The 15,052-nt window shown below is 44.4% G+C and carries 12 protein-coding genes; 5 read left to right on the plus strand and 7 right to left on the minus strand.

Annotated elements, in window-relative coordinates; all coding sequences use genetic code 11:
* Window positions 1–64: 64 nt before the first annotated feature.
* From AC5JPY_RS05230 to ispH, 7 genes are all read right to left on the minus strand, one after another.
* The gene (locus AC5JPY_RS05230; protein ID WP_493852728.1) at window positions 65–346 is read right to left on the minus strand and encodes a TIGR03643 family protein; all 282 of its coding nucleotides are present in this window, start codon (window positions 344–346) and stop codon (window positions 65–67) included.
* 223 nt (window positions 347–569) lie between these two features.
* On the minus strand, window positions 570–1,460 hold the full coding sequence (gene fghA, locus AC5JPY_RS05235) for an S-formylglutathione hydrolase (protein ID WP_493852307.1): 891 nt from the start codon (window positions 1,458–1,460) through the stop codon (window positions 570–572).
* A gap of 140 nt (window positions 1,461–1,600) precedes the next feature.
* Entirely contained in the window at window positions 1,601–3,055 is a 1,455-nt protein-coding gene (locus AC5JPY_RS05240; RefSeq protein ID WP_493852308.1) for a C13 family peptidase, read from the minus strand.
* A 335-nt stretch (window positions 3,056–3,390) separates the two neighbouring features.
* Window positions 3,391–5,364: a molecular chaperone HtpG gene (gene htpG / locus AC5JPY_RS05245; RefSeq protein WP_493852309.1), complete on the minus strand. Its 1,974-nt coding sequence runs from the start codon at window positions 5,362–5,364 to the stop codon at window positions 3,391–3,393.
* A gap of 546 nt (window positions 5,365–5,910) precedes the next feature.
* The gene (locus AC5JPY_RS05250; protein ID WP_319051441.1) at window positions 5,911–6,726 is read right to left on the minus strand and encodes a thioesterase family protein; all 816 of its coding nucleotides are present in this window, start codon (window positions 6,724–6,726) and stop codon (window positions 5,911–5,913) included.
* 35 nt (window positions 6,727–6,761) lie between these two features.
* On the minus strand, window positions 6,762–7,010 hold the full coding sequence (locus AC5JPY_RS05255; RefSeq protein WP_443525782.1) for a hypothetical protein: 249 nt from the start codon (window positions 7,008–7,010) through the stop codon (window positions 6,762–6,764).
* Window positions 7,011–7,066: 56 nt separating this feature from the next.
* Window positions 7,067–8,023: a 4-hydroxy-3-methylbut-2-enyl diphosphate reductase gene (ispH, locus tag AC5JPY_RS05260; protein WP_443525780.1), complete on the minus strand. Its 957-nt coding sequence runs from the start codon at window positions 8,021–8,023 to the stop codon at window positions 7,067–7,069.
* 375 nt (window positions 8,024–8,398) lie between these two features.
* Between ispH and gmk the strand changes: the two genes are divergently transcribed.
* From gmk to AC5JPY_RS05285, 5 genes are all read left to right on the plus strand, one after another.
* Window positions 8,399–9,025: a guanylate kinase gene (gene gmk, locus AC5JPY_RS05265; protein WP_443525778.1), complete on the plus strand. Its 627-nt coding sequence runs from the start codon at window positions 8,399–8,401 to the stop codon at window positions 9,023–9,025.
* 173 nt (window positions 9,026–9,198) lie between these two features.
* Window positions 9,199–9,459 (plus strand): DNA-directed RNA polymerase subunit omega, encoded by a 261-nt coding sequence (gene rpoZ / locus AC5JPY_RS05270; RefSeq protein ID WP_319051436.1) that lies wholly within the window; start codon window positions 9,199–9,201, stop codon window positions 9,457–9,459.
* A gap of 318 nt (window positions 9,460–9,777) precedes the next feature.
* Window positions 9,778–11,976: a RelA/SpoT family protein gene (locus tag AC5JPY_RS05275; RefSeq protein WP_443525776.1), complete on the plus strand. Its 2,199-nt coding sequence runs from the start codon at window positions 9,778–9,780 to the stop codon at window positions 11,974–11,976.
* 151 nt (window positions 11,977–12,127) lie between these two features.
* A complete protein-coding gene (locus tag AC5JPY_RS05280) occupies window positions 12,128–12,508 on the plus strand; it encodes a RidA family protein (protein WP_319051434.1) in 381 nt (126 codons plus the stop codon).
* Between the two features lie 159 nt (window positions 12,509–12,667).
* On the plus strand, window positions 12,668–14,956 hold the full coding sequence (locus AC5JPY_RS05285; RefSeq protein WP_443525774.1) for a primosomal protein N': 2,289 nt from the start codon (window positions 12,668–12,670) through the stop codon (window positions 14,954–14,956).
* The last annotated feature ends 96 nt before the right edge of the window (window positions 14,957–15,052 follow it).

Here is a 15,052-nt window from a genome sequence, read left to right on the forward strand (position 1 = left end):
ATCAATTAAAAAAATCGTATTAATGGGCTTGTTGTTACTCTATACCTTTCACATACTCAGTTAATCAGCGCGGCTTGTATTGTGTCTTGCAATAGGCACGGCCCACATAAAAAGATCGCTTTGCCTCATGCTTGGTAGCACGATTACTTACTCGCTGACGCCATAGACGAAAAGACGATGGCTTGAGCTCTTGACGCATAAGCTTGATAACGCCTGTTTCATCGAGACCGTAGCTATGCTCTATCGCACCGAATGGTGTTCTATCTTCCCACGCCATCTCTATCACACGCGATATTTGTGTCTCATCAAGTACTCTATCGCCTGTATCATTGAGCGTTTTTGCGATCAGCTCGTCTGACTTATCTTGAGTCACTTGATCATCGTTACTGCGCTGTTTATGTTTTAGGGCAGCATCCATATCGGCCTGCATTATTACCTTTGTAGCATCAGTATCTACTGACTTTTCTTGTCCATTGGAAGCTGTCAAATCTTGATAACTTGCCATAAAAATCACCTTTTGAGCATAAATGAGAGAGCAAAAAACGTATCACGTTAGCTGATATGGCACCTTAGCTCAATTGCGCCATATGCCAATGATGTTCGATATGATCATTGATCACTGTCTGAATAAAATAATAGCTGTGGTCATGCCCCGCCTGATAACGCAATGTTAAGGGCTGTTTTGCTTTTGCACAAGCCTCTTGTAGTTTGGAAGTCTGCAGCTGTCCTTCCTCTAAAAAATTATCAGCCGCGCCCTGGTCAACCAAAATACTTGCATATTGCTGACCGACCTTTTCGATCATCTGTGCTGCATCTGCTTGAGACCATAATGATTGATCATCACCAAAATACTCTGTATAAGCCGCCTGTCCCCAAGCAGACTCGCTAGCGGCACATACTGGCGATAAGGCGGATACACTGACAAACTTGCTCGGATACTTAAATCCCAATAGCAGCGCGCCATGACCACCCATAGAGTGCCCTGTGACACCAATGCTGTCTATTGGGAACTCTGAGCGTAATAAGTCATATAGCTCATCAACGATATAGCTTTGCATATTAAAGTTGTCTGACCACGGTGCTTGGGTCGCATCAACATAGTAGCTTGCGCCCTGCCCGACAAAATAGCGCTCGTCGTTTGGCACCTCAACATCATCACTACTGCGAGGTGAGGTGTCTGGTGCAATCAGTATCATACCAAGCTCACTACACTTCTGCTGAAAGTGCGCTTTGTGAGTGACGTTATCAGCATTGCACGTCAGTCCTGATAAGTACAGTATGGCAGGACAACGTCGCCCAGCCAATGCTTCATCAGGTAGATAAATACTAAACGTCATCGCCGTTTTGGTCGATGTCGACTCGTGACTATAATAATGCTGCTCACCGTTAAAGCAACGATTCACACTTTTTTGAGTCATCTGCTTGTTGTTGGACAAACTACGACTATAAGAATTATGCATGAGTGATATCCTTTTTATTCAAAATGAAACCAACAGTGATCGGTAACGATAATAGATAATAAGCGTTCGTAATTTAATACTGACATTTACAAGATCTTGAGTCACACTGTATATGTGTCCAATTGCTCCGTTAACTTTATTTACGGACTGGTTGGCACACTATCAGGTACAGTATCAATAGTAGCAGAAGCCGCGTTACTCGTTATACTAGCAACTGATGGACGTGCTTTATCAAACAATACTTGCTCAAACGCCGGTAGTGCCGTCTCCATCAAACTACCAATCACCATTTGTGGTTCTGATGGCTCAAATCCCATATAAAGCTCACGCTCTTGTACACGGTAAGCTGCATCTTTAAAAGCAGATTCAAAGCTGCTATTTTCACGTAGACTCTCAGCAAAAAAAGCTTGACCAAAATAAGTCATCTCAGCCGTATTGGTACAGCCAAACGATGCCTTATCAGTGGCTGAAGCCGTAATTACCACTGTAGTCGGCGATGCCAACTCGTCGATGAACGACCCTGAATAGCAGGCAGATACCACAATCACACGCCAGCGGATGCCTGATGCATCCAGTGTGTCACGTAGCCATGTGGCATCTAGATTGTCCATCGCAAGTGGTGGATTTTCTAATTGAACAATATCTTCGTTTCCATGTGACGACAGCGTCAAAAACAACACATCTTCATCAGCGTTCATTTGCTGACCAATCTTCTTCAGTCCGCGTGCAATACTGGTTTTGGTAGCGATTGGCTCGTCCAGCCAACTGTACGTATTGTTGATCAAGGACAATGAGTGTCCACTGGTACCAAAACGCACATCGAACAGCTCACGCACTTTATTAATTTCAGAACGAAAAACGTTCTGACCAGAGAACCCAGCCACACCCATAAAGTACCAGTCCGTTTTGCCATCAATACTGGGATCAATACTGCTTAGCGCCTGCTGCAATAGACGCGGCTGCTTATATAATGCCGCCTCTTCTAATACAGGCTCTACTGGGATTTGCTTAAAAATAGGCTGGTCAGCGACATTACGTTGCCAGATAGTCAGTAACGCTACCGCACCTACCAGTATGATAATGCGCTCCCACCACGGTATACGCAAACGACGAGAAAAAATCCATAATAAAGCAAGCGTCTGCCATAGGAACAATACCAAAAATAGTACAGGTAAAAACGAATAACTCCACTCAGGCAACCAACCATAGCTACCAGAAAACTGTACTAAGCTTTGTAATAAAGCGGATAGCGTATCAGCAACCAACCATAGTACGACTGGTACAAATACCAGCGATTGGTTGCTCGCTCGCCTTGCTAAAATAATGCCGCTGAGCAAAATAATCATTGGCCAAATCAAATAACTGACCAATCCTTGCTCATTAAATAGGCTACCACTTTCAGCAGCCAACCACGAAAATAAAACATTACTACTGAGTGCCAATATAGCGAATACAGCAAACTGTATAAACGTAGGCTTGACCCAAGAAAATGCTCGCGTTGAGCCCACTAGCATCCACAAGGTTGCAATAATATTGGCAGCAAAGTTGAGCGAAAAACGCTGGAGCGATACGGTTTTTAACGACGTAAGTGACAAAGACGTAGACCTCTAGCCAGCCGAGAAAAATAAAATGACCCAATGATAACTATTCTAGTGTAGCTGCCGTCTTACGCAATCGTATTACGATTCTGTTACGGCTCTAGACATCGATTTATATTGAATTCACGATGGAATATTTATAGAAGATGACTAGCACTGCCTAATAGTCTAGCTCGCTAATCTATCGCGATTGTAACGGATTGTCGGTCAAGACGATAAGCATGATTTGTAAAACTCGCCTAAATCTATAGATCAGCGAAACATGACTATGAATACTAATAAAAAAAGGAGACCTTGAAAACAAGGCCTCCCTTTATATTAACGACCAGATACTATCTCATCAACAGCTCGTTAACGCGCTTTAGATAAGCAGCTGGATCTTCTAACTGACCGCCATCCGCCAACAAGGCTTGATCAAAGATCACTTGCGCCAAATCATCAAACTGCTCGCTGCCCTCTAACTTCTTAATGAGCGGATGATCGGGGTTGACCTCAAGGGTTGGCTTGCTCGCTGGTACGTCTTGACCCATTTGCTGTAGCATCTGAATCATTTGTGGTGACAGCTCACCTTCTCCAACGACTAAGCATGCTGGGCTATCAACCAAACGCGTTGATACTTTGACGTCTTTAGCACGCTCACCTAGCGCAGTTTTAAGCTTATCAACAACAGGCTTTAACGTTTCTTCTGCTTTCTCTGCTTCAGCCTTTTCGGCTTCGTCCTGCAAGTCACCCAAATCTACTGCACCTTTGGCGATGTTTTGTAGCGGTGTCTCGTCAAATGACGTCAAGAAGTTCATCGCCCATTCGTCGACACGGCCGGTCATCAAGATAACTTCGATGCCTTTTTTCTTAAACAGCTCAAGTTGCGGGCTGTTTTTTGCTGCTGCTAAATTATCAGCGGTGAGGTAGTAGATGGCTTTTTGCCCATCTTTCATGCGAGCTTTGTAATCTTCAAAGCTGGTCTCAAGGCCATCTTGCGTGCTGGTTGCATAACGCAATAGCTTGGCGATACGTTCTTGGTTACCTGCGTCCTCGCCTAGACCTTCTTTGATCACATCACCGAACTCTGCATAGAACTTAGCAAATTTCTCTTGCTTATCACCGTCTTCGCTGTTGGCAAGGCTTGCGAGCAAGGTCAAGATACGACGTGCGTTACCATCACGGATAGATTTCACATCACGTGACTCTTGAAGTAGCTCACGGCTCACATTCAAAGGTAGGTCTGCTGAATCGATAACCCCTTTCACAAAACGCAAGTACATTGGTAGCAGTTGCTCAGCTTCATCCATGATAAAGACACGCTTCACATAGAGCTTGAGACCATGCTGCTGCTCACGAGTATATAAATCAGCTGGCGCTTTTTCAGGGATATACAATAGCTGCGTATACTGTACTCGGCCCTCTACACGGTTATGCGTCCAAGCAAGTGGATCAGTCATGTCATAAGAGATGTTCTTATAGAAGTCGACATACTCATCGTCTTCGATCTCAGAGCTTGAGCGCGTCCATAATGCACTGGCCTTGTTGATGGTTTCCCACTCATCAGTAAGTACCATCTCGCCGCCGGCAGGCACCTGATCATCAGAGCTGTCATTTTCGTCTTCTTTTACGTCTTCTTGCCAGATTTCTTTACGCATCTGAATCGGTAGACTGATATGATCAGAGTACTTGTTGACCAAACGCTTAATCTTGCTGCGGTCTAGGTAGTTGTCTTCGCCCTCGCTATATTCTTCTTTTAGATGCAGGGTGAGCGCCGTACCGCGCGTGTCCTTGGTAATAGGCTCAACAGTAAAGCTACCTGTACCGTCAGATACCCAGCGCACGCCTTTATCCGCAGGCTCGCCCGCTTTGCGTGACTCGACACTGATAGTATCTGCAACGATAAAGCCTGAATAAAAACCAACACCAAACTGACCGATCAGTTGACCGTCTTGTTTTTGTGATTCAGATAGTTTGTCCAAAAATGCCTTGGTGCCTGATTTGGCAATCGTACCTAAGTTTTCGATAGCATCCGTTTCGTTCATACCAATACCGTTATCGGTAAAGGTAATGGTTTTCGCGGCTTCATCAACAGCAATGCGGATTTTTAGCTCGCCGTCATCTTCATAAAGACTGTCATCATTGGTCGCTTCAAAACGCAATTTGTCACAAGCGTCGGATGCATTAGAGACGAGCTCACGGACAAAAATATCCGCATTAGAATATAATGAATGCGTTACCAAGTGCAGTAGTTGCGCCACTTCTGCTTCAAACGTATGTTTTTTTAATTCTGGATTCAGACCTTCAGCTTGGGTTGCTTCACTCATAAAAACTCCTTTAAATTCTATGAAAGACCTATTATCAAATAACTGACTATAGCTGTTCTAACAATGCTCACAGCTTACCGTGTGCATTACCGTTAGACTGTCTATACTAATAAGGGCAGCAAAAAAAAATTCAAGCGTAACAGTCTTATTCAATAAAAAACACCGCCCATATCTATCAAGGCGGTGTTCTGCTTATTTATCAAAACGCTTTCTAAGAACTATCTGCTCACACAAGTGCCCATATGTAGACACAGGTCGTGTAGATACAAGTCACTATTCTGAATAAGCTTCTATCAATAAGTCCCAAATCGTCGTTAGTTTTTTTGAAAACTGAATATGCGTGTTCATAGCACCCTCCTTGTCGATTAATATCGTTTTCTTGGATACTATTAAAACGGGTTTTCAATTATTTGTATAATTAATTGATTGTATATTATCGTTTCATTTTACAAATTATATAATCCATATCTTTGACAAAAGCTGAGCTTGTACTGGTGTTTTTATTTATAGACCGACTACACAGTTATCTAAAAAACTATCTAACGGTTAGCGCGGTATCGGACGGATAGTGAGTATTTGCTCACTGCGACCAAAAGGCCCATACACGTCGTGTAATACTGCACTGGTAAGACCAATACCATCATCACCGTACTGCTGTACTGCTTCGATACCCAACCAGCGTCCTTTGGGTTCGCGATGCATGTGTATTTGCAAGTCAGTATTGGGGAACATCCATTCTAGTTTGGACAGCCCCAGTCCCAATCTAGGGACAACACCATTCGCAGTATCCACCATACCCAATAGATGGACCACATCATCGGTTGGCGTATCTTCTACCATCTGCACGTCATTGGTGATCCATACCATACCGCGTCCGGGACGACGATCTTCTGTGGTTACTAGGCGTACGCTTTCGATAAAGCCTCCTGGCCAGCCTTTCATCTCGTCCCAAACGGGCAAATCTTCAGGCTGATGCACTGAAGCTTGATCCTCTAGTCCTGCTATCTCACTGGTGTCTTGAGTCAGGAGTCGCCATGCTCGTGCGATGATAGCATCACGACCACGACTGCTCATTACCGCCTCTATCAGCTCAATGGTTTTGCCTGGTCGAATACAGCGAGTGGTAATGGTAAAGTCATCAAGCGGTATCAAGCCCAATATATCCAGACTTACGCGAGCTATGCGAGTATTGGGCTGCGGTGCAAAACCTTTAAGCTCAGCAGTCAGGAGACCTGTCGCTGGCGCCATGTGCTGCTCATGCTCATTCCAGGCACCTTGTGCATGCTCGGTTGGCTGATAGTGCGCTACACTGGTACCATTTTCTTGTTGTTCACGTTTGATAAATTTGTAATAAGCAGTCATAGCTATCCTATATTTAACACTTTCTTGTAAAACTTTTATTTATGGGTAAGCTCTTGTTTTCTTAACACAAGAATACCGCGAGCTTTTTGTATAAAGAACAATAAACAGATCATAACGACTGCGAGTGCCGCATAAAAAAAGCTCTTTTCTGCCATGAATTTTATAATATTCATGAATAGTACAAACACCACCGCGACCGTCACGAGCATGTTGAGCTTTAATTGCTTATTGACGTCAGCGAGCGTGGCTTCTGCCAATACAAATTTGCCTTTGGGTTCTTTCATGCGGCCTTATCCATATCAATAATATTTCACGCAAATACTTGTTGTTTAACGACTGACTATTTACCAACTTGGGTAACAGGAATGCGCAAGGCTTTTGGCAAACTAAACGTTACGTTTTCCTCGATACCGGATAGCTCACTAGGAAGATCGCCACCCCAGTCTTGCAGCTGCTGCAGCACTTCTTGAATGAGCACCTCTGGCGCTGACGCACCAGCAGTAACACCGATACTCTGCACACCATCTAACCAACTGCGATTCATCTCGCTGGCATTATCGATTAAATAAGCACGGCAATTCATACGCTCAGCCAGCTCACGTAAACGATTGGAATTTGAAGAGTTTGGCGAACCCACAACCAAGACCACTTCGCAGCGACTGGCAAGATCTTTTACCGCATCTTGGCGGTTTTGAGTGGCATAACATATATCGTCTTTTCGGGGTCCTTGGATACTCGGGAACTTGTCACGCAGCGCATCAATAACGCGAGCAGTGTCATCCATCGATAGCGTCGTTTGAGTTACAAATGCCAAGCGTTTGGCATCTTGTACGGTTAAAGCCGCAACGTCGCTTTCATCTTCGACAAGATGAATCTGCCCACCGTTTTTCGCATTAAACCTACCCATAGTGCCTTCTACTTCTGGGTGTCCAGCGTGTCCTATCAAAACCGCGTCCATGCCATCTTGGGCAAACTTGGCCACTTCAATATGTACCTTTGTCACCAAAGGACAAGTCGCGTCAAATACAGTGATATCACGGCGACCTGCTTCATCTTCCACCGCTTTAGAGACCCCATGTGCAGAGAAAATAACCACCGAACCATCTGGCACTTCGTGAAGCTCTTCGACGAATACTGCGCCCCGATTGGCTAAATCTGATACGACAAATTTATTATGTACGACTTCATGACGGACATAGATGGGCGGCTCAAAACGGGTCAACGCTTCGTTAACAATCGCGATCGCACGGTCTACACCAGCACAAAACCCACGAGGATTGGCAAGATAAATTTGCATAAGAAGGCCTATCATTGGATAATTTATATGTAAAGCTTATGCATCAAAGCTTTCATTCAAAAGTTGGGGCAATTTCAATGCTCTACTTTAGCATAATTTGCTTTTATTGCCCTCAAAAATAGCAGTACACTCATTGCAATATTTTAGTTATAAATATCGACATACTGATTGCATATTGCAAAACTCGCTTTCACTCACACAAAAGCCGTTTATAATAAGACAACTATTATGATTTATATCGCCATACATGATGGCGGTTTTTCTTTTTTCCAGCCTTTTCTGCTGACTGGAATATTTTTAGTCTGTGATTAGCACACTTTTTTATTTTATTAACACATTCCATTTGTTAGCACATATTTTATTGGGACAAATTGTATGACAGGTTCATTATTTATTATTACTGCCGCTTCGGGTACAGGCAAAACCTCACTGGTGAAGCAACTACTGGCAACCACTAACGACTTAACCGTCAGTATCTCGCACACGACTCGCAGCCCGCGCCCAGGCGAGATTGATGGACATCACTATCACTTCACAGATGTGGATAGCTTCGTAAAAGCTATTGGCGAAAATAAATTTTTAGAGCATGCAGAAGTATTCGGAAACTACTATGGCACCTCAGAGCAGAGCGTACGCTCCCAGCTTGCGGCAGGTATCGATGTGGTTTTGGAGATTGACTGGCAAGGCGCCACCCAAGTCAAAAAAATATTCCCTGATGCGACGACCGTTTTTATTTTGCCGCCTAGTATTGATACCTTGCGTCAGCGCCTATCAACTCGCGCACAAGATACCAGCGAAGTTATAGAACGACGTCTGGCTGGTGCTGTTCATGAAATGGCACAGTACGTCAATTCTGACTTTGTGATTATTAATGATAATTTTGAAGTGGCTTTGGCTGAGCTAAAAGCACTTATTATCGCTGATAGGCAAACGCTTGCTCGTCAGCAGCAGCGCTATCATCGTACGATTAGCAATTTGCTAAACAAGTCAGCAGCGGAGTAAACTTAGCATCAGCGACTAAAGCTGCTTGTCCGATAAGATCATATAAAAAGCAACTACGCAGCTTAGCAAAAAATGCTATAATATGTAGCTATCCCCCTTTATGTATTTGATATTATTTTTATTGAGTGGCGGTCAAAGTCCGTGACTGATAAAAACAACCGAGGTAGCTATTTATGGCACGAGTAACGATTGAAGATTGTTTGGATAATGTTGATAATCGCTTTGAGCTAATTTTGGTCGCAAGCAAGCGTGCCCGTCAATTGGCGAAGGGTATTTCTGAGCCATTGGTAGATGTTGACAATGACAAGCCTACCGTATTGGCGCTACGTGAAATTGCCGCTGGCAAAATCACCCGTGATATTCTAAATCAGCCAGAGCATAACTTTGCTACTAGCTCATTAGATTTAGCGTTGTCAGGCGATCATAGCTTTTAGGATTGTAGCTTCTAAATAAGACAGCTATATATCTTGATCAGCAATAGAGACCACAGCATAGGCTGTGGTTTTTTGGTTGTGACTCTATTGTATTCGCGATTTTGATAACCATTTATCTTCTAGAATAGACCACTAAGTGAAAAATTTTGGATTTTTATCTTGCCTACTCGCTTATCAGTTGACATTGAATGCAATTTGCGATTAATTAGAGAATGGCCTACTTTTATTTACGATTCATACGGTAGGTCGATATTTCATCATCATTTGCTTCGAGAAATGGTCAAATAAGTAGGTAATGGAAAATAGGATTGTTATTTTATGAGTCAAACCCTACCCAAACTCAGTCATCATCTCGTTGATGATGCTCAATATAACCTGCTACGTTCAGTAGGTTATCTCACTGCCGCTGAGCGCCGTGACATTGTTGATGCCTGTGAGTTCGGTGATATTGCGCATATCAAAGACAAGCGTAAATCAGGGGAACCTTATATCACTCACCCCATCGCAGTGGCTGAGATATTGGCAGGCTTTCGCTTAGATAGAGACACCATCATCGCCGCGATCTTGCATGACACGGTCGAAGATACTGACGTGAGTGACGAACAAATCGAGCAGCGCTACGGCAAGATAGTAGCGAGACTGGTCGATGGCGTGACCAAGCTCAAATCGTCCTCTCACAACAAGCAACAAAATAAAGCGGCCACTTTTCACAAAATCTTGACCGCGACGCTTGCTGACCCACGTGTACTGATTATCAAGCTTGCTGATCGCTTACATAATATGTCTACACTTGATGCGGTACGCCCTGAAAAGCAGCGCACAACCGCACAAGAAACCTTGGACTTTTATGTCCCATTTGCACGATTGATGGGTCTTAATGATATTGCCGACTATATCGAGGTGCTGTGCTACCGTAACCTTGATTCTGGTATGTATAACAAACTGTCTGATAAGCTCTTACAGCATGGACTTGGACGCAATTTTCAAAGAGAAGCCATTCACCGCTATTTAAGTATCGTCCTCAACAACTTAGACCTTAACGGGCTGGTCAAAGTTTTGGACAATCGTGTGGTGATATATCGTCAGTTTTTCCGCAACCGCGGTGAGATCAATACCCTACTGCGTCACTATGCGTTTGAGATTGTCCTCGACAATATCGAAGCCTGTGACAAGCTGGCTTATTATTTGATTAAAAAGTATCAAATCGATGATACGCACATTGCTGATAATATTCGTAGGCCGCTACCGGGTGGTAATCAATCGCTTACGCTTATCTATGAGCGCGATAACGATGTCGTCAAAGTCACTATCTTGACCAAGCAAATGCAAAGCGCAGCAAGGCTTGGTGTTATTGGTGCAGAGCACGCCTCCGACGTCAGCCAGTCAGTTATCCAAGCTTCTTTACGTAATATGAAAGACTTGGTCGATGAAGACAGCTTGAACGAAAACAGTCCCAATTTCTCAGCAGCAGTCTCCACTATCAATGACTTAATGGACTATCTACATTCTAGTAAGATCATTTGTTATAGTCCAAAAGGCCGAGCTTACGAGCTATCACAAGGTGCAACCGCACTTGATTTTGCTTATGCCGTCGGGCCTATGATCGGTAACGTCGCTGTTGGTGCAAACATCGACGGTAAACCTGCAAAACTCGGTACGGTGGTAAAAAACGGACAAGCGGTTGAAATCGAAGTCAACAGCCATTCTGAACCAAAAGCAGAGTGGCTAGGGTTTGTGGTCACCAATAAAGCACGCGAAGAGATTTTACGTTGGTTCAAGGACTTGTCTGCCGCTGACAAACAGCACCACGGTCGTCAAGCGTTAGATCGTGCCCTCAAGACCTATCAAAAAACACTCGATGATTTGACAGACAATGACTGGAAAGATTTGACGGAATGGCGCGGACTAGCCGAAAAGAACGCTCTATTTGAACAAATCAGCTCTGGCACACTACTGCCGCAACTGGTCGTTACTCGTCTGTTTAGCGACGAAGTGAGCAGCCTGCAAGCTCAAGCGCACAACGATGATATGACTCAGCCACAGCAGTTGATTGCCAATGCATCTGGGGTTGAACTTGATTTTGCTAACTGCTGCCATCCGATTTATGGTGACCCGATCGTTGGGCATTTATCACGCCACGGTTTGGTGGTTCATAGACACAAGTGCTTTTCACTTGATGACATTCGTAAAGACAACCCCTATCAGGTTATCCAGCTACGGTGGCGCAATGACACCACTATAACGCAGGGTGATACGGATGATAACGATATACAAAATAGCGGCAAAATCCGTTTTCCTGCTTACCTAAAACTCTCTATCGCGCTTAGTGATGAGCAAATCAGTGAAGTCATTTATCATTTACGTCAATTGAATATGGGTGTTGAAACCGTTGACGTACGTAATAGCGATACCATTGTCCATATCATTGTACGCAGTCGCAACCACTTGGCTCAAGGCATTCGCGAGTTGCGCTCATTGCTCGGCTTCCCTAACATCATGCGCCTATATCAATTATAATAGTCATGTCTATCTATCGATACCATTTATTAGATACTCTTTAGATAGATGTAAAAACCTAACATTGAGACTTTAGCATTTTCTAAAATAATCATACGTAATGCTACTGAGCTTTTAGCAGCGAACCCATAAAATATTCAAAGGACATCATATGACTCGTCAAACCATCCAAACAGACAACGCACCTGCAGCGGTAGGTACTTATTCACAAGCGGTCAAAGTCGGTAACACCGTTTATATCTCAGGTCAGCTTGGTTTTGACCCTGAAACTATGGAATTGAGAGAAGGCTTTAAGGCACAGGCGGAGCAAGTATTTGAGAACATCAAAGCGATCTGTGAAGCGGCTGGCGGTAGTTTAAATGACGTGGTTAAATTCAACGTCTCTTTGACTGACTTAAGTGATTTTGCGGTTTTGAATGACGTATTTGTTGCCAACTTAAGCGAGCCTTACCCTGCCCGCGCTGCTGTACAGGTCGCTGCCCTACCAAAAGGTGGTGTGGTCGAAATCGAGTCTATCCTATATATTGACTAATACTGGATATCAAACAGTACTCAATATTAAACAGTGCTGATATAGACTCTATTTAATTAGCACGCTATAAATCGCTCCATAATAAGCTTAGCATCATGCTAAGCTTATTAGTCTCTGCCTTTTATCCCCCATTAACCTGACGATATTGCGAAGCCATTTATGTTGGTCCAAGTTGCTCTACCCGTACCCCTTTATCGGGTGTTTGACTACAGCCTACCAGCAGATATGCTTGCGTCACCAGACGGTTTGATACCGCAAATCGGTAGCCGCGTTGAAGTATCATTTGGTCGTCAGACCTTGATTGGCATCGTCATTGCCCATGTCTCTGAGGACAAAAGCAGTGTACCGGTTAGCAAAATCAAGGCTATCAATAAGTGTTTGGATACGGAGTCTATTTTAGATCCTAGTATGCTCAAGCTGGCCTATTGGCTTGCACGCTACTATCACTATCCGCTTGGTGACGTCTTAGCCGTCATTTTGCCAAGTCTCGTGCGTCAAGGTAAGCCGCTAGATTTGCTGATTACCCATTGGCGAATTTTGCCGCATATCACTAATGATGATTTCCATGCCAATGCAAAAAAACAAAAACAGCAGTTTGATATGCTCAAGCTACATGGTCAGCATGGGGCAAGTGAAGACGTATTGCTATTGGAAGGTATGCAGCGGGCATTTTTAAAGACGCTAGAAGACAAGGGACTTATCGAGCGCTATATTCAACCAAAAAAGCCCCCCTCTCCTGTCAAGTTAGCCAAGATGCCACTTGATCTCAATGACGAGCAAAAACTTGCCGTCGATGCCATTACTGTGGCCCATAAGTCTGAGACTTATACTGGGTTTTTGTTGAACGGTATTACCGGTAGCGGCAAAACTGAAGTCTACCTACAAGCGATGCAAGCGGTATTAGAAGCAGGGAAGCAAGTACTTATTTTGGTGCCTGAGATTGGACTCACACCGCAGACACGTGCACGGTTTGCCAGTCGCTTTGCCGCTCATATTGTTTTATTACATTCAGGTATGACCAATACGCATCGTCTCCAAGGTTGGCAAGATTGCCGCACAGGTCATGCACAAATCATTATCGGTACGCGATCAGCGGTGCTATATCCATTTGCAGCGCTGGGGCTTATTGTTGTTGATGAAGCACATGATGGCTCGTACAAGCAGCAAGACACTTTACGCTATCATGCTGCTGATGTTGCCCTCTATCGCGGCCTACAAAACAGAATTCCAGTCATACTCGGTACAGCGACGCCCTCTCTTGAGCATCTGAAATTAGTTGATGATGGTAAGCTGACAGAGTATCAATTACTCACTCGTCCTGGTAGTGCCAAGCCTGCAACCATGCAACTGATCGATGCACGCCTACAAAGCACGCATCAGCAAGCCCAAGATGATGGTGCGCGCTATGATACAGGACTGACAGACGCCATGATTGGTGCTATCAAGCAAACGCTAGAAGCGGGCGATCAGGTACTGATATTTTTGAATCGCCGCGGCTATGCTCCTGTGTTGTTATGTGAGGCTTGTGGTTGGCAGGCAGACTGCCCTCGCTGCGATGCGCACCTAACCGTCCATTATAATAGTCAGTCTCAGCACAGTAGCTATGCAGCTAGCTCTTATCTAAAGTGCCACCACTGTGATTGGCAAGCTTATATTCCAACGACATGCCCTGATTGCGGCAGTCAAAACCTAGATGCTAAAGGTATGGGTACGACAAGGCTGAGCGAAAACCTACATGCCATCTTTGCCAATCCTCAAACCAGTAAAGAGCTCTATCCGATTATCCAAATCGACCGTGATACCACAAGGCGCAAAGACAGCTGGGAGAATATCTACGAGCAAATAAACCAAGGTAACCCTGCTATATTGGTAGGGACACAAATGGTCGCCAAAGGTCATCATTTTCCCAATGTCACCCTAGTTTGCTTACCGAATGCTGATCGCGGATTTCTATCAGCAGACTTTCGCTCGCCTGAGCATACCGCACAGCTCATGATACAAGTGGCAGGGCGTGCTGGTCGTGGTGACAAAGCTGGTCGCGTCTTGATTCAGACCTTGCAACCTGACAATGAGCTTTTGTTAAAGCTGGTAAAAGATGGTTATCTATCATTCGCTCGTGAGCTATTGCAAGAGCGCAGAATGATGGGGCTACCTCCTCACAGTCATGCCGCACTGATACGCTGTGAAGGCAAAACTCTGGCAGCTACTACTCAAGCCCTCAAAGATGCCATTGCGCATCTGCCCAGTGCACATAATCTTGTTGTTCTTGGTCCCATTGATGCGCCAATGAGTAAAAAAAACAGTCGCTATCATGCACAGCTATTGCTCTTGGCCAAGGACCGACAGCAGCTGCATCACGTATTGAACCAGTGGTGGCAGCCTGTACTGACGCTACCGAGTGTGAAATACCTTAAATTAACGTTGGATATCGATCCTGTCGGCTGGTAATCCCAAGTATTAGGATGTTGTCGGTCTATCAGGCAGCATCGTGGAGCCTCCCTCTATCTACATTGTTTTTCTGCCTTTTCCACTGTGTTTACGTCG

Source organism: Psychrobacter sp. H27 (genome assembly GCF_059072655.1).

Bases quoted from the DNA above. Each gene is read 5' to 3' on its own strand.
- AC5JPY_RS05250 (WP_319051441.1), bottom strand. From the start codon at position 6,726: ATGACTGCTTATTACAAATTTATCAAACGTGAACAACAAGAAAATGGT.
- fghA (WP_493852307.1), bottom strand. From the start codon at position 1,460: ATGCATAATTCTTATAGTCGTAGTTTGTCCAACAACAAGCAGATGACT.
- AC5JPY_RS05275 (WP_443525776.1), top strand. From the start codon at position 9,778: ATGAGTCAAACCCTACCCAAACTCAGTCATCATCTCGTTGATGATGCT.
- rpoZ (WP_319051436.1), top strand. From the start codon at position 9,199: ATGGCACGAGTAACGATTGAAGATTGTTTGGATAATGTTGATAATCGC.
- AC5JPY_RS05255 (WP_443525782.1), bottom strand. From the start codon at position 7,010: ATGAAAGAACCCAAAGGCAAATTTGTATTGGCAGAAGCCACGCTCGCT.
- ispH (WP_443525780.1), bottom strand. From the start codon at position 8,023: ATGCAAATTTATCTTGCCAATCCTCGTGGGTTTTGTGCTGGTGTAGAC.
- gmk (WP_443525778.1), top strand. From the start codon at position 8,399: ATGACAGGTTCATTATTTATTATTACTGCCGCTTCGGGTACAGGCAAA.
- htpG (WP_493852309.1), bottom strand. From the start codon at position 5,364: ATGAGTGAAGCAACCCAAGCTGAAGGTCTGAATCCAGAATTAAAAAAA.
- AC5JPY_RS05280 (WP_319051434.1), top strand. From the start codon at position 12,128: ATGACTCGTCAAACCATCCAAACAGACAACGCACCTGCAGCGGTAGGT.
- AC5JPY_RS05285 (WP_443525774.1), top strand. From the start codon at position 12,668: ATGTTGGTCCAAGTTGCTCTACCCGTACCCCTTTATCGGGTGTTTGAC.